Raw genomic sequence first — 14,379 nt, 5'->3', positions numbered from 1 at the left:
CTCTCCCCGATTACAGCTTCGACTGCGCCGCGTGCTGCAGCAGGTTGACCACGGACGGGTGCATCACGTCGGTAAAGGGCTTCGGGTGCAGGCCCATGTACAGCGTCATCAGGGCCAGCAGGCCGAGCATGACGAACTCACGCTTGTTCAGGTCGGCCAGTTCGCGCACATGCTGGTGCACGACGTCGCCGAAGATCACGCGCTTGACCATCCACAGCGAATAGGCGGCGCCCAGGATCAGCGCGGTGGCGGCCAGCAGGCCAATCCAGAAGTTGAACTTGACCGCGCCCAGGATCACCATGAACTCGCCGACGAAACCCGAGGTGGCCGGCAGGCCGCAGTTGGCCATGGCGAAGAACACCGACAGCGCGGCGAACTTGGGCATGGTATTGACCACGCCGCCGTAGTCGGCGATCTGGCGCGAGTGCACGCGGTCGTACAGCACGCCGATGCACAGGAACATCGCGCCCGAGATAAAGCCGTGCGAGATCATCTGCACGATGCCGCCTTCGACGCCGATGTCGCTGAAGATGAAGAAGCCCAGCGTGACGAAGCCCATGTGGGCGATCGACGAATACGCCACCAGCTTCTTCATGTCGGCCTGCACCAGCGCCACCAGGCCGATGTAGATCACCGCGATCAGCGAGATGGTGATGATGAACGGGGCCAGATAGTGGCTGGCGTCAGGCGCGATCGGCAGCGAGAAGCGCAGGAAGCCGTAGGCACCCAGCTTCAGCATGATCGCGGCCAGCACCACCGAGCCGCCGGTCGGCGCCTCGACGTGGGCGTCGGGCAGCCAGGTGTGCACCGGCCACATCGGCACCTTGACCGCGAAGGCGACGAAGAAGGCCAGGAACAGCGCGATCTGCTCGTTCATCGACAGCTTGGCCTGGTGCCATTGCAGGATGTCGAAGGTGCCGGTCTTGTTGTACAGGTACAGCAGCGCGACCAGCGTCAGCAGCGAGCCCAGCAGCGTGTACAGGAAGAACTTGAAGGCCGCGTAGACGCGGTTCGGGCCGCCCCAGACGCCGATGATGATGTACATCGGGATCAGCGTGGCCTCGAAGAACACGTAGAACAGCATGCCGTCGAGCGCGCAGAACACGCCCACCATCAGGCCCGACAGGATCAGGAACGAGGCCATGTACTCGGCCACGCGCTCGGTGATCACTTCCCAGGCCGAGATCACCACGATCACGGTGATGAAGGCGGTCAGCACCACGAACCACATCGACAGCCCGTCAACGCCCAGCAGGTAGTGGATGTTGAAGCGTTCGATCCAGCTCGCCTTCTCGACGAACTGCATCGCCGCGGTGGCGCGGTCGAAGTGGAACACCAGCGGCAGCGTGACGACGAAGCTGGCGATCGAGCCGAACAGCGACATCCAGCGCACGAAGCCGGGGCTGCGGTCCGAGCCGAAGGCCAGGATCAGCAGGCCGAAAAAGACAGGCAGCCAGATTGAGAAAGACAGAACCATTTCTATGTTTTCCTTACTTGGTGCCTATCACTTGGTGCCGATCACGCCCGTGATCGTCAGCGTCAGCAGCACCAGCATGCCGACGATCATCGCGAACGCGTAGTGGTAGATGTAGCCCGACTGCAGGTAGCGGCTGGCCGAAGCAAACGATGCCACCACGCGCGCCGCGCCGTTGACGAACAGGCCGTCGATCAGGCTCTGGTCGCCGCCCTTCCACAGGCCGGTACCGAGCAGGCGTGCGCCGCGGGCGAACACGGCCTGGTTGATGGCGTCCATGTAGTACTTGTTGTCCAGCAGCTTGTACAGGCCCGAGAAGCGATTGGCGATGGCCTCGGGGATATCCGGGCGCTTCATGTAGAAGAACCACGACAGCACCACACCGGCGATCGCCAGCCACAGCACGGGCGTGGTCAGCGAGTGCTGCGCCATCGCCACCCAGCCGTGGAAGGCTTCCTTCAGCTCGGCCATGGCGTGGTGGTTCTCGCCGACGAAGATCACGTCCTTGAAGGCGATGCCGTTCTTGAAGAAGTTGCCGAACAGCATCGGCTCGATCGCGATCGCGCCGATCACCACCGACGGGATCGCCAGCAGCACCAGCGGCAGCGTCACCACCCACGGCGACTCGTGCGGCGTCTCGCCGGCGGCCAGGCCATGGTGATGGTCGTGCGAGACTTCCTCGTCCTCGTGGTCGCCCTCATGGTGCTGGTGCGCGTGGTTCTGGCCCCAGCGCGACTTGCCATGGAACACCAGGAAGTACATGCGGAACGAGTAGAACGCGGTGACGAACACGCCCGCCAGCACGGCGAAGTAGGCAAAGCCCGAACCGGCGATATGCGACTCGGCCACGGCCTCGATGATCGAGTCCTTGGAGTAGAAGCCCGCGAAGAACGGCGTGCCGATCAGCGCCAGCGAACCCACCAGCGAGGTGATCCAGGTGATCGGCATGTACTTGCGCAGGCCGCCCATGTTGCGGATGTCCTGGTCGTGGTGCATGCCGATGATGACCGAGCCCGCGCCCAGGAACAGCAGTGCCTTGAAGAACGCGTGGGTCATCAGGTGGAACACCGCCACCGAGTAGGCCGAGGCGCCCAGCGCCACGGTCATGTAGCCCAGCTGCGACAGCGTCGAGTACGCGACCACGCGCTTGATGTCGTTCTGGATGATGCCCAGGAAGCCCATGAACAGCGCCGTGATGGCGCCGATCACCAGCACGAACGACAGCGCGGTGTCCGACAGCTCGAACAGCGGCGACATGCGCGCGACCATGAAGATGCCGGCGGTCACCATGGTGGCCGCGTGGATCAGTGCCGAAATCGGGGTCGGGCCTTCCATCGAGTCAGGCAGCCACACGTGCAGCGGGAACTGCGCCGACTTGCCCATCGCGCCGATGAACAGGCAGATGCACGCCACGGTGATCATCATCCAGTCGGTGCCCGGGAAAACCACGGTAGCCAGCTGGTCGCGCGCGGCGAATACTTCGGTGTAGTTCATGCTGCCGGCGTAGGCCAGCAGCAGGCCGATGCCGAGGATGAAGCCGAAATCGCCGACGCGGTTGACCAGGAACGCCTTCATATTGGCGAAGATCGCCGTCGGGCGGGTGTACCAGAAGCCGATCAGCAGGTACGACACCAGGCCCACCGCTTCCCAGCCGAAGAACAGCTGCAGGAAGTTGTTGCTCATCACCAGCATCAGCATCGAGAAGGTGAACAGCGAGATGTACGCGAAGAAGCGGTTGTAGCCGGGGTCCCCGTCCATGTAGCCGACGGTGTAGATATGCACCATCAGCGAGACGAAGGTCACCACGACCATCATCATCGCGGTCAGCGAGTCGACCAGGAAGCCGACCTCCATCTTCAGGCTGCCGATGGCCATCCACTCGTAGACGGTGCCGTTGTAGCCCGCGCCGTTCATCACGTCGAGCAGCACCATCACCGACAGCACGCAGGCAATGGCCACGCCGAGGATGGTCGAGCTGTGGGCCACGATCCGGCCGCCGCGCGACTCCGAGGAAAACAGGCCAAAGAACTTGGTACCGAACAGGCCGGCGATCGCGGAGCCGACTAGCGGCGCCAGCGGGATCGCAAGCAGCAGGTTGGGGTTGAGCGTGGTTGCCATAGGACGCTTAGTGGTGTGCGGTCGGTGAGTCTTGGGTATCTGCGTGGTGCGCCACGGCTCAGCCCTTGAGGGTGTCCAGGTCGTCCACGTTGATCGTATCCAGGTTGCGGAACAGCACAACCAGGATGGCGAGACCGATTGCCGACTCGGCGGCGGCCACCGTGAGGATGAAGAAAACGAAAACCTGTCCTGCCAGGTCGCCCAGGTAATGCGAGAAGGCGACGAAGTTGATGTTGACCGCGAGCAGCATCAGTTCGAGCGCCATCAGCAGCACGATCACGTTCTTGCGGTTCAGGAAGATGCCGACGATGCTGATCGCAAACAGGATCGCACCGAGCACGAGGAAATGAGCGAGAGAGAGCACAGCGATTTCTCCGGGCTTTAGTTCTTATTGGCGGCAGCCGCGGCTTCCGTCTGCTGGGTCGGGTCTTCGGCGGTCATCGGCACCAGGCGCACGCGCTCGTCGCGGCGGGTGCGCAGCTGCGCCGACACGTCCTGGGCCTTGACGTCCTTGCGGCGGCGCAGCGTCAGCGCGACGGCGGCGATGATCGCCACCAGCAGGATGATGCCGGCCACTTCGAAGGCGTAGATGTAGTCGGTGTAGATCAGCTTGCCCAGCGCCGCGGTGTTCGTGTAGCCAGGCTCCTGCGAGCCGCCCGGTGCCACCGGCGTGGTGGTGCCGATGAAGTTGCGCACCAGCACGATCGCCATCTCGGCGATGATCAGCGCGCCGACGATCGAGGCCATCGGCACGTAGGTCCAGAAATCACGGCGCAGGTGCTCGATGTCGATATCGATCATCATCACCACGAACAGGAACAGCACCATCACCGCGCCGACATAGACCAGCACCAGCAGGATGGCGAGGAATTCCGCCTGCAGCAGCATCCAGATCGCCGCGGCCGTGAAGAACGACAGCACGAGGAACAGTGCGGAGTGCACCGGGTTCTTCGCGGTGATGACTTTCAGTGCGGAGAGCACCAGCACCAGCGCAAAGACGTAGAAGATGGTGGTCGTGAGTTCCATGGTCCCTATCGGATCCTCTCTGGGCCGTCCGGCACAAGCCAACCCCTCGGGTGGCCCGCTCCTGCGGCATCCTTGCATTGGCCCCTTGCATTGCAGGGGCCGCATTTCGATTCGGTGGCGGCGGCTGCCAGGTCTGCTGCTTGCGGCAGCCGCCAACCGGCGTTACGTCTGCGGCCGGGACTTCCGGCCGTCATCCGGCTTAGCGGTACTTCGCGTCGGCCGCCTTGGCCGCGGCGATCTGCGGCTCGTAGCGGTCGCCCACGGCCAGCAGCATGTCCTTGGTGAAGTACAGGTCGCCGCGCTTTTCGCCGTGGTATTCCAGGATCTGCGTCTCGACGATGGCGTCGACCGGGCAGGCCTCTTCGCAGAAGCCGCAGAAGATGCACTTGGTCAGATCGATGTCATAGCGCGTGGTGCGGCGCGTGCCGTCGGCGCGCGCGTCGGACTCGATCGTGATGGCCAGCGCCGGGCACACCGCCTCGCACAGCTTGCAGGCGATGCAGCGCTCTTCCCCGTTGGGGTAGCGGCGCAGCGCGTGCAGGCCACGGAAGCGCGGCGAGATCGGCGTTTTCTCTTCCGGGAACTGGACGGTGACCTTGCGCGCGAAGAGATAGCGGCCGGTCAGCGCCATGCCCTTGAAGAGTTCCTTCAGGAGCAGGCTGTTGAAGAAGTCCTTGATGGCGAGCAGCATGACGATTGCTTCCTAGTATTTCCACGCGGTGCGCGCTGCCACCTTGCAGCGCCGCACCGTCGTTTGGCTGTTCAGTGCCAGATGTTCCACGGCGACTTGATCCAGATCGCCACGATGATCAGCCATGCCACGGTCAGCGGAATGAAGACCTTCCAGCCCAGGCGCATGATCTGGTCATAGCGGTAGCGCGGGAACGAGGCACGGATCCAGATAAAGACCGACAGCAGCAGGAATACCTTGATCAGCAGCCAGAAGAAGCCCGGGACCGCGTTGGTGACCACGCTCGAGAACGGAGGCGCCCAGCCGCCCAGGAACATCAGCGCGGTCATCGTCGAGATGATGATCATGTTGATGTACTCGGCCAGGAAGAACAGCGCGAACGCCATGCCCGAGTATTCGATCATGTGGCCGGCCACGATTTCCGACTCGCCTTCGACCACGTCGAACGGGTGGCGGTTGGTTTCGGCCACGCCCGAGATGAAGTAGACGCCGAACATCGGCAGCAGCGGCAGCCAGTTCCACGACAGGATGTTGATGCCCATGTCGGCGAAGTAGCCGGTGTTCTGGCCGTTGACGATGGCCGACAGGTTCAGGCTGCCGGCAACCATCAGCACCGTCACCAGCGCGAAGCCCATGGCGATTTCGTACGACACCATCTGTGCCGCGGCACGCATGGCGCCGATGAAGGCGTACTTGGAGTTCGAGGCCCAGCCGGCCAGGATCACGCCGTAGACGCCGACCGAGCTGATCGCCATCACGTACAGCAGGCCGGCGTTGACGTCGGCCATCACCACTTCAGCCTGGAACGGAATCACCGCCCAGACTGCGACAGCAGGCATCAGCACCATCAGCGGCGCGATCAGGTACATGCCGCGGCTGACCTGCGTCGGCATCATGACTTCCTTGAGCAGCAGCTTCAGCACGTCGGCGATCGGCTGCAGCAGGCCGAGCGGGCCGACGCGGTTCGGGCCCAGACGCACGTGCATCCAGCCGATCAGCTTGCGCTCCCACAGGATCAGGTAAGCCACGCACAGCAGCAGGGGCACCACGATCAGCACGGCGCGGATCAGGATCCACAGCGGCGTCCAGTACGCGCCCAGTACGCCCTGCCCTTGCGAGGTAATCCAGTCAATCATGTCTTTTCTCGCTCTTGTTCTTACGCCGTGGCCATGGCGCCGGTAGCCGGTGCCAGGTCGATGGCCTTCTCAACGGTGACCGTGCCGAACATGCCGCCCAGGCCCATGGCCGCCGGCGTTGCCGCCGGCACGCGCACGGTGTTGGCCGGCAGCGTGGCTTCCAGCACGGCCGGCAGCACCACGCTGCCCTGGCCTTGCGTGACGCGGACCGGGTCGCCCGACTGGATGCCCAGGCGCGCAAACAGGTCGGCCGGCAGCGCGATCTGCATGGCGCGGCGCGCGGCGGCGGTCAGCTGCAGCGAGTCGGCGCGGCGCACGATCGGGTCGGCGTGGTAGATCGGCACGTCGGCGATGCGTTCGATGCCGTTGGCGGCAGCGGCGGCAACGCGGATCGACGCGTCGGTGGCGTTGTTCAGCTGTGCCTCGACCGATGCCGACAGCACTTCGGCGCGGACCGACTCGGCGGTTTCGTAGTCGAAGCCGGCGACGTCCAGCAGGTTGCCCAGCACGCGCAGCACCTTCCAGCCCGGACGCGATTCGCCGAGTGCGCGGACCACGCCGTTGAAGCTCTGTGCCTTGCCTTCGCAGTTGACGAAGGTGCCGGAGGTTTCCGTGAACGGCGCCACCGGCAGGATCACGTCGGCGTACTGCATGGCCGCTTCCGAACGGAACGGCGACAGCACCACCACCGTGCTGGCCTGCGACAGCGCGGCCAGGGCCTTGCCCGGATCGGCGGTGTCGAATTCCGGCTCGGTGTTCAGCAGGATGTAGGCCTTGCGCGGCGCGTCCAGCATCGCCTGCGCGTTGGCACCGCCTTGCTGCGGCAGCGCGCCGGCGATGTAGCCGCCGACGGTGTTGGCCGCTTCGGTCAGGAAGCCCAGCGTGGCGCCGGTTTCGGTGGCGATCCACTGTGCCAGCGCGTGCAGCGCCGAGAACTGCGGATGACGCACGGCCTCGTTGCCGAGGAACACGGCACGGCGCTCGCCCGACAGCAGCGCTTCGGCGGCCTTGGCGGCAACGTCGCCACCGTCGAAGCCTTCGGTGCCGGCCGGGGCGGCAACGCCCTTGGCCGCGGCCACGGCACGGGCCACGCCGGCCAGCGCGGCGGTCCAGCCCGACGGGGCCACGTCGATACGGGTGGCGGGCATCAGCAGGTCTTCACCGCCGGCACCCAGCACGGTCACGCGGGCGCCCTTCTTGGTCGCCTGGCGCAGGCGCGAGGCCAGCAGCGGATGGTCCTTGCGCAGCGACGAGCCGATCACCAGCGCGCGTTGCAGCGTGGTCACGTCGGCCACCGGCATGCCCAGCCAGGGCGCGCCCTTCAGCGCGGCCGAGAAGTCGGACTGGCGCAGGCGGAAGTCGACGTTGTCGCTGCCCAGGCCACGCATCAGCTTGCCCAGCAGGAACAGCTCTTCCAGCGTGCTGTGCGGGCTGGCCAGCGCGGCGATCTGGTCGGCGCCGTGTTCGCGCTTGATGCCGGCCAGGCCATTGGCGACGTATTCGAGCGCGGTCTGCCAGTCGGTTTCCATCCATTCGCCGCCCTGCTTCAGCAGCGGGCGGGTCAGGCGGTCGGCGCTGTTCAGGCCTTCATACGAGAAGCGGTCCTTGTCGGAAATCCAGCACTCGTTGATGTCTTCGTTTTCGAGCGGCAGCACGCGCATCACGCGCTGGTTCTTGGTCTGCACGACCAGGTTGGCGCCCAGGCCGTCGTGCGGCGACACCGACTTGCGGCGCGCCAGTTCCCAGGTACGGGCCGAATAGCGGAACGGCTTGCTGGTCAGCGCGCCGACCGGGCACAGGTCGATCATGTTGCCCGACAGTTCCGAGTCGACGGTCTTGCCGACGAAGGTGGTGATCTCCGAATGCTCGCCGCGGTTGAGCATGCCCAGCTCCATCACGCCGGCCACTTCCTGGCCGAAGCGCACGCAGCGGGTGCAGTGGATGCAGCGGGTCATCTCTTCCATGGAGATCAGCGGGCCCACGTTCTTGTGGAACACCACGCGCTTTTCTTCCTTGTAGCGCGACTCCGAGGCACCGTAGCCCACGGCCAGGTCCTGCAGCTGGCACTCGCCGCCCTGATCGCAGATCGGGCAATCCAGCGGGTGGTTGATCAGCAGGAATTCCATCACGGACTTCTGCGCCTTGACTGCCTTCTCCGAATTGGTGAAGACCTTCATGCCGGGGGTCACCGGCGTGGCGCAGGCAGGCAGCGCCTTCGGGGCCTTCTCGACCTCGACCAGGCACATGCGGCAGTTGGCCGCGATGGACAGTTTGCGGTGGTAGCAGAAGTGCGGGATGTAGGTGCCCAGCTTGCGGGCGGCTTCCATCACCAGGCTGCCCTCAGCAACCTCAACCTTCTTGCCGTCGATCTCTAGTTCAACCATGTTCTGCCACGCTTAGATGTAGGCCGGAACCATGCACTGCTTGTGTTCGACGTGATATTCGAACTCTTTCCAGTAGTGCTTGAGCATGCCGCGGACCGGCATCGCCGCGGCATCGCCGAGCGCGCAGATGGTGCGGCCCATGATGTTTTCCGCGACGTTGTTGAGCAGGTCCAGGTCTTCCTGGCGCCCTTCTCCGTGTTCGATGCGATTGACCATGCGGTACAGCCAGCCGGTGCCTTCGCGGCACGGCGTGCACTGGCCGCACGATTCCTCAAAGTAGAAGTACGACAGGCGCAGCAGCGAGCGGACCATGCAGCGCGTCTCGTCCATCACGATCACCGCGCCCGAGCCCAGCATCGAGCCGGCCTTGGCGATCGAGTCGTAGTCCATGTCGGACGCCATCATCAGGTCGCCCGGCACCACTGGCGCCGACGAGCCGCCCGGGATCACCGCCTTGATGCGCTTGCCGCCGCGCATGCCGCCGGCCAGTTCCAGCAGCTTGGCGAACGGCGTGCCCAGCGGGATCTCGTAGTTGCCGGGACGCTCGACGTCGCCCGAGATCGAGAAGATCTTGGTGCCGCCGTTGTTCGGCTTGCCCATCTTCAGGTAATTCTCGGGGCCGACCGCCAGCAGGAACGGCACCGCGGCGAAGGTCTCGGTGTTGTTGATGGTGGTCGGCTTGCCGTACAGGCCGAAGCTGGCCGGGAACGGCGGCTTGAAGCGCGGCTGGCCCTTCTTGCCTTCCAGCGATTCCAGCAGCGCGGTTTCCTCGCCGCAGATGTAGGCGCCGTAGCCGTGGTGGGCGTGCAGCTGGAAGCTGAAGCCCGAGCCCAGGATGTTGTCGCCGAGGAAGCCCGCGGCACGCGCTTCTTCGAGGGCTTCCTCGAAGATCTTGTATTCGTTCCAGATCTCGCCGTGGATGTAGTTGTAGCCCACGGTGATGCCCATCGCGTACGCGCCGATGGCCATGCCCTCGATCAGCGAGTGCGGGTTGTAGCGGATGATGTCGCGGTCCTTGAACGTGCCAGGCTCGCCTTCATCGGTATTGCAGACCAGGTATTTCTGACCCGGGAAGGTGCGCGGCATGAAGCTCCACTTCAGGCCGGTCGGGAAGCCCGCGCCGCCGCGGCCGCGCAGGCCCGAGGCCTTGACGTCGGCGATCACCTGCTCGGGCGGGATCTTCTCGGTCAGGATGCGCTTCAGTTGCTGGTAGCCGCCACGCTTGACGTAGTCTTCCAGGTGCCAGTTCTTGCCGTCCAGGCCGGCCAGGATCAGCGGCTGGATATGGCGGTCGTGCAGACAGGTCATGTTACTTGCCCCCCTTGGCAGCCTCGGCCTTGAGCTCTTCGACCAGGGCGTCGAGCTTGTCGTCGCTCATCCAGCTGCACATGCGGGTGTTGTTGACGATCATCACCGGGGCGTCGCCGCAGGCGCCCATGCACTCGCCTTCCTTCAGCGTGAAGCAGCCGTCCGCGGTGGTTTCGTTGTAGTCGATGCCGAGCTTGCGCTTCAGGTAATCGCCAGCCCGCTCGCCGCCCGACAGGGCGCACGGCAGGTTGGTGCAGACGGTGAGCTTGTACTTGCCCACCGGCTTGGTGTCGTACATGTTGTAGAAGGTCGCCACCTCTTCCACCCACACGGGCGGCATCTCGAGGTAGTTGGCGACGAACTGCATGACTTCGGGGGAAACCCAGCCCACCTCGCCCTGCGCCACGGCAAGCGCCGCCATCACAGCCGACTGCTTCTGGTCGGCCGGATACTTCGCGATCGCGCGATCGATTTCCTTGAGAGCTTCTGCTGATAGCATGGTCATTGCAGTAAAACGCCGGAGACAGCGCCACCGGGCGTCTCTCCGCAGGTTTGCAGCCGTCGCTGCCGTTCCGCCGGCGGGCCTGAGGCCGTGCCGGTCCGCCGCGGGTCTTCCGGGCCGCTCCGCCCGGCGGAGCCCCTCGGAAAGCGCCCGGATCGTCGTCCGGGCCGGCGGTCCGTGATTAGCGGTCGATCTCGCCGAAGACGATGTCTTGCGTGCCGATGATCGTTACCGCGTCAGCAATCATGTGTCCCTTGGCCATTTCGTCCAGCGCGGCCAGGTGGGCAAAGCCGGGGGCACGGATCTTCAGGCGGTACGGCTTGTTCGCGCCGTCCGAGATCGCGTAGATGCCGAACTCGCCCTTGGGGTGTTCCACCGCCGCGTACGCCTCGCCTTCGGGCACGTGGATGCCTTCGGTGAAGAGCTTGAAGTGGTGGATCAGTTCTTCCATGTTGGACTTCATGTCCACGCGCGAGGGCGGCGCCACCTTGTGGTTCTCGGTGATCACCGGGCCCGGGTTGCGGCGCAGCCAGTCCACGCACTGCCGGATGATGCGGTTGGACTGGCGCATCTCTTCCACGCGCACCAGGTAGCGCGCGTAGCAGTCGCCGCCCACGCCCACCGGCACGTCGAAGTCCAGCTTGTCGTACACCTCGTAGGGCTGCTTCTTGCGCAGGTCCCACTCGATGCCCGAGCCGCGCAGCATCGGACCGGTAAAGCCCATCTGCAGCGCGCGCTCCGGGCTGACCACGCCGATGTCCACCAGGCGCTGCTTCCAGATCCGGTTGTCGGTCAGCAGCGTCTCGTATTCGTCGACGTACTTCGGGAACCGGTTGGTGAAGTCCTCGATGAAATCCAGCAGCGAGCCCGAACGCGCTTCGTTCATGGCCTTGATGGCGCGCTCGTTGTGTACCTTGGACGCGCGATATTGCGGCATCGTGTCAGGCAGGTCGCGGTACACGCCGCCCGGACGGTAGTAGGCCGCGTGCATGCGCGCGCCCGACACCGCCTCGTACATGTCGAACAGGTCTTCGCGCTCGCGGAAGGCGTACAGGAACACCGCCATCGCGCCCACATCGAGAGCGTGCGCACCGATCCACATCAGGTGGTTCATGATGCGGGTGATCTCGTCGAACATCACGCGGATGTACTGCGCGCGCACCGGCACCTCGAGGCCCAGCAGGCGCTCGATCGCCATCACGTAGGCGTGCTCGTTGACCATCATCGACACGTAGTCGAGGCGGTCCATGTACGGCACGCTCTGGATCCAGGTCTTCTGCTCGGCCAGCTTCTCGGTGGCACGGTGCAGCAGGCCGATATGCGGATCGGCGCGCTGGATGACTTCGCCGTCCAGTTCCAGCACCAGGCGCAGCACGCCGTGCGCGGCCGGGTGCTGCGGGCCGAAGTTCAGGGTGTAATTCTTGATGTCTGCCATGACGCGTTCTCAGTACTCCACGCCGCCGTACTTGTCCTCGCGGATCACGCGCGGCGTGAGTTCGCGCGGCTCGATCGTGACCGGCTGGTAGATGACCCGTTTCTGGTCGGGGTCGTAGCGCATCTCGACGAAGCCGGAAACCGGGAAGTCCTTGCGGAACGGGTGGCCGACGAAACCGTAGTCGGTCAGGATGCGGCGCAGGTCCGGGTGGCCGTCGAACACGATGCCGTAGAAATCGAAGGCTTCGCGCTCGAACCAGTTGACCGAGTTCCACACGTCGATCAGGCTGGCCACCACCGGGAAATCGTCATCCAGGGCGAACACGCGCAGTCGCAGGCGCCAGTTGTGGGTGATCGACAGCAGGTGCGAGACGGCGGCAAAGCGCGGGCCGTCCCAGGCGCCGTCGCCGAATTCGGAATAGTCCACGCCGCACAGGTCGATCAGCTGCTCGAAGCGCAGCGAGGGTTCGTCGCGCAGGATGCGGGCAGCTTCGAGGTAGTCTTCGGCCTTGACGACCAGCGTCAGTTCGCCGGTCGCCTCGATCAGTTTCTGCACGCGCTTGCCGAGAGCCTTCTCGAGCGCGGCCTTCAGGGTGTCGAGCTTCGCCATTTCAGCCCTTGCGCGCGATGGTGTTGGTACGCTTGATCTTGTTCTGCAGCTGGATCACGCCGTAGATCAGCGCCTCGGCCGTCGGCGGGCAGCCAGGCACGTAGATGTCCACCGGCACGATCCGGTCGCAGCCACGCACCACCGAGTACGAATAGTGGTAGTAGCCGCCGCCGTTGGCGCACGAGCCCATCGAGATCACCCAGCGCGGTTCCGCCATCTGGTCGTAGACCTTGCGCAGCGCGGGGGCCATCTTGTTGCACAGCGTGCCGGCCACGATCATCACGTCCGACTGGCGCGGCGACGGGCGGAACACCACGCCGAAGCGGTCCAGGTCGTAGCGCGCCGCGCCGGCATGCATCATTTCCACGGCACAGCAGGCCAGGCCGAAGGTCATCGGCCACAGCGACCCGGTGCGGGTCCAGTTGATCAGCTTGTCAGCGGTAGTCGTGACGAAGCCTTCGTTGAGAACGCCTTCGATTGCCATTTCACATCACTCCCAATCGAGCGCGCCCTTTTTCCAGATGTAGACGAAGCCCACGATGAATTCCAGCAGAAACACGCCCATGGCGATGAAACCCGGCCAGCCGATATCCCTCAGGGCAACACCCCAGGGAAAGAGGAAGGCGGTTTCGAGATCGAACAGGATAAACAGGATGGCGATGAGGTAATAGCGCACGTCGAACTTCATGCGCGCGTCCTCGAACGCTTCGAAGCCGCACTCGTACGGAGACAGCTTCGCGGGATCGGGCTTGTTCGGACCGAGGATCCGACCGATCGACATCAGTGCCACGCCAAGCACGACACCGAAGATGATGAAGATGAGAACGGGGAAGTAGGCTTCGAGATTCAAGGTACGGCCAGCCTTATCTGGAATGTTGTCAACAGCACCAGCTGAAGCGGCGTCCTGTTGCCCACCCCAGGCGCTAAGCCACGAGAATCATGGCGCGCCGCCTTGCGGACTGCCGGAGCCCCATGCGCGGGTGCATTGCCCGGCCAGGGACTCCGATCAAGTTGTTTGGTGCCGACGGCGAGACTCGAACTCGCACAGCTTTCGCCACTACCCCCTCAAGATAGCGTGTCTACCAATTTCACCACGTCGGCTGGGGGAGAAACAATATTGCCTGGCGCCGGGTTTTCAGGCCCTTCAGGTCCGTTGCAGAGGCTTTCGTCTTTGCGCGGAACCCCTCGCTGGGGAATCGTTTCAAGCCTTGCATTCTAACCCAAATTTCTTGCTTTGTTCAACGCACAACTGCAAAAAAACTCAGGAATCCGCCGCAAGGCAAACGGATTATTTCGGTACTGCAGGGGCTGCCGGCGCCGAGGCGTCCGCGGCGGCGGCCGGGGCTGCGGCGGCTGCCGAGGCACCGGCCACGGCGGGTGCCGAGGCCGGCGCCGCACCCATCACGCCCAGCGAGGCGGCGGGCTTGTAATTGCCCAGCAGCGTCAGCGCCAGCGTGCAGACGAAGAACAGCGTGGCCAGCACGGCGGTGGTGCGCGACAGGAAGTTTGCCGAGCCGGTGGCGCCGAACAGGCTGCCGGAGGCGCCCGAGCCGAAGGCCGCGCCCACATCGGCGCCCTTGCCATGCTGGATCAGCACCAGGCCGATTACGCCCAGCGCCGACAACACCTGCAGCACCACCAACAAAGTCTTGAAGATTGCCATTTGATTTAAATAAGCTTACTTGCCTGATCGGTC

At 64.5% G+C, this 14,379-nt stretch carries 14 protein-coding genes and 1 tRNA gene; all 15 read right to left on the bottom strand.

Annotated elements, in window-relative coordinates; all coding sequences use genetic code 11:
• Window positions 1-10 precede the first annotated feature (10 nt).
• The 15 genes from A3AG_RS0111035 to secG all read right to left on the bottom strand — a co-directional run bounded on the left by A3AG_RS0111035 (window position 11) and on the right by secG (window position 14,346).
• Window positions 11-1,477, bottom strand: a complete 1,467-nt coding sequence (locus A3AG_RS0111035; protein ID WP_018005452.1) for an NADH-quinone oxidoreductase subunit M — start codon at window positions 1,475-1,477, stop codon at window positions 11-13.
• Between the two features lie 27 nt (window positions 1,478-1,504).
• Window positions 1,505-3,592: an NADH-quinone oxidoreductase subunit L gene (gene nuoL, locus A3AG_RS0111030; RefSeq protein WP_018005451.1), complete on the bottom strand. Its 2,088-nt coding sequence runs from the start codon at window positions 3,590-3,592 to the stop codon at window positions 1,505-1,507.
• Between the two features lie 58 nt (window positions 3,593-3,650).
• A complete protein-coding gene (gene nuoK / locus A3AG_RS0111025) occupies window positions 3,651-3,956 on the bottom strand; it encodes an NADH-quinone oxidoreductase subunit NuoK (RefSeq protein ID WP_018005450.1) in 306 nt (101 codons plus the stop codon).
• Between the two features lie 17 nt (window positions 3,957-3,973).
• The gene (locus tag A3AG_RS0111020) at window positions 3,974-4,618 is read right to left on the bottom strand and encodes an NADH-quinone oxidoreductase subunit J (protein WP_026164102.1); all 645 of its coding nucleotides are present in this window, start codon (window positions 4,616-4,618) and stop codon (window positions 3,974-3,976) included.
• 199 nt (window positions 4,619-4,817) lie between these two features.
• Window positions 4,818-5,309: an NADH-quinone oxidoreductase subunit NuoI gene (gene nuoI, locus A3AG_RS0111015; RefSeq protein WP_018005448.1), complete on the bottom strand. Its 492-nt coding sequence runs from the start codon at window positions 5,307-5,309 to the stop codon at window positions 4,818-4,820.
• Window positions 5,310-5,380: 71 nt separating this feature from the next.
• Entirely contained in the window at window positions 5,381-6,445 is a 1,065-nt protein-coding gene (nuoH, locus tag A3AG_RS0111010; RefSeq protein ID WP_018005447.1) for an NADH-quinone oxidoreductase subunit NuoH, read from the bottom strand.
• Window positions 6,446-6,465: 20 nt separating this feature from the next.
• Complete coding sequence (nuoG, locus tag A3AG_RS0111005) at window positions 6,466-8,829, bottom strand: NADH-quinone oxidoreductase subunit NuoG (RefSeq protein ID WP_018005446.1); 2,364 nt, start codon at window positions 8,827-8,829, stop codon at window positions 6,466-6,468.
• Between the two features lie 12 nt (window positions 8,830-8,841).
• Window positions 8,842-10,137, bottom strand: a complete 1,296-nt coding sequence (nuoF, locus tag A3AG_RS0111000) for an NADH-quinone oxidoreductase subunit NuoF (protein WP_018005445.1) — start codon at window positions 10,135-10,137, stop codon at window positions 8,842-8,844.
• 1 nt (window position 10,138) lies between these two features.
• Window positions 10,139-10,636: an NADH-quinone oxidoreductase subunit NuoE gene (nuoE, locus tag A3AG_RS0110995; protein ID WP_026164101.1), complete on the bottom strand. Its 498-nt coding sequence runs from the start codon at window positions 10,634-10,636 to the stop codon at window positions 10,139-10,141.
• A 184-nt stretch (window positions 10,637-10,820) separates the two neighbouring features.
• A complete protein-coding gene (locus tag A3AG_RS0110990; RefSeq protein ID WP_018005443.1) occupies window positions 10,821-12,074 on the bottom strand; it encodes an NADH-quinone oxidoreductase subunit D in 1,254 nt (417 codons plus the stop codon).
• Between the two features lie 9 nt (window positions 12,075-12,083).
• Window positions 12,084-12,683 carry an NADH-quinone oxidoreductase subunit C gene (locus A3AG_RS0110985; protein ID WP_018005442.1) on the bottom strand — a complete coding sequence of 200 codons (600 nt, stop codon included), beginning with the start codon at window positions 12,681-12,683 and terminating at the stop codon, window positions 12,084-12,086.
• A 1-nt stretch (window position 12,684) separates the two neighbouring features.
• Window positions 12,685-13,167, bottom strand: coding sequence for a NuoB/complex I 20 kDa subunit family protein (locus tag A3AG_RS0110980; RefSeq protein WP_011297145.1), 483 nt, complete (start codon window positions 13,165-13,167; stop codon window positions 12,685-12,687).
• Between the two features lie 6 nt (window positions 13,168-13,173).
• Window positions 13,174-13,533, bottom strand: coding sequence for an NADH-quinone oxidoreductase subunit A (locus A3AG_RS0110975; RefSeq protein WP_010809131.1), 360 nt, complete (start codon window positions 13,531-13,533; stop codon window positions 13,174-13,176).
• 166 nt (window positions 13,534-13,699) lie between these two features.
• A tRNA-Leu gene (locus A3AG_RS0110970) sits at window positions 13,700-13,784 on the bottom strand.
• A 187-nt stretch (window positions 13,785-13,971) separates the two neighbouring features.
• A complete protein-coding gene (gene secG / locus A3AG_RS0110965) occupies window positions 13,972-14,346 on the bottom strand; it encodes a preprotein translocase subunit SecG (protein ID WP_018005441.1) in 375 nt (124 codons plus the stop codon).
• Between the last annotated feature and the right edge of the window lie 33 nt (window positions 14,347-14,379).

This window comes from Cupriavidus neocaledonicus, from assembly GCF_000372525.1.
Lineage (GTDB): Bacteria > Pseudomonadota > Gammaproteobacteria > Burkholderiales > Burkholderiaceae > Cupriavidus > Cupriavidus neocaledonicus.
This window is presented reverse-complemented; position numbering and strand designations above follow the sequence as displayed.

Excerpts from the sequence above, each read along its gene's own strand:
- A3AG_RS0111035 (WP_018005452.1), bottom strand. The coding sequence starts at position 1,477 with ATGGTTCTGTCTTTCTCAATCTGGCTGCCTGTCTTTTTCGGCCTGCTG.
- nuoL (WP_018005451.1), bottom strand. The coding sequence starts at position 3,592 with ATGGCAACCACGCTCAACCCCAACCTGCTGCTTGCGATCCCGCTGGCG.
- A3AG_RS0111020 (WP_026164102.1), bottom strand. The coding sequence starts at position 4,618 with ATGGAACTCACGACCACCATCTTCTACGTCTTTGCGCTGGTGCTGGTG.
- nuoI (WP_018005448.1), bottom strand. The coding sequence starts at position 5,309 with ATGCTGCTCGCCATCAAGGACTTCTTCAACAGCCTGCTCCTGAAGGAA.
- nuoH (WP_018005447.1), bottom strand. The coding sequence starts at position 6,445 with ATGATTGACTGGATTACCTCGCAAGGGCAGGGCGTACTGGGCGCGTAC.
- nuoG (WP_018005446.1), bottom strand. The coding sequence starts at position 8,829 with ATGGTTGAACTAGAGATCGACGGCAAGAAGGTTGAGGTTGCTGAGGGC.
- nuoF (WP_018005445.1), bottom strand. The coding sequence starts at position 10,137 with ATGACCTGTCTGCACGACCGCCATATCCAGCCGCTGATCCTGGCCGGC.
- nuoE (WP_026164101.1), bottom strand. The coding sequence starts at position 10,636 with ATGCTATCAGCAGAAGCTCTCAAGGAAATCGATCGCGCGATCGCGAAG.
- A3AG_RS0110990 (WP_018005443.1), bottom strand. The coding sequence starts at position 12,074 with ATGGCAGACATCAAGAATTACACCCTGAACTTCGGCCCGCAGCACCCG.
- A3AG_RS0110985 (WP_018005442.1), bottom strand. The coding sequence starts at position 12,683 with ATGGCGAAGCTCGACACCCTGAAGGCCGCGCTCGAGAAGGCTCTCGGC.
- A3AG_RS0110980 (WP_011297145.1), bottom strand. The coding sequence starts at position 13,167 with ATGGCAATCGAAGGCGTTCTCAACGAAGGCTTCGTCACGACTACCGCT.
- secG (WP_018005441.1), bottom strand. The coding sequence starts at position 14,346 with ATGGCAATCTTCAAGACTTTGTTGGTGGTGCTGCAGGTGTTGTCGGCG.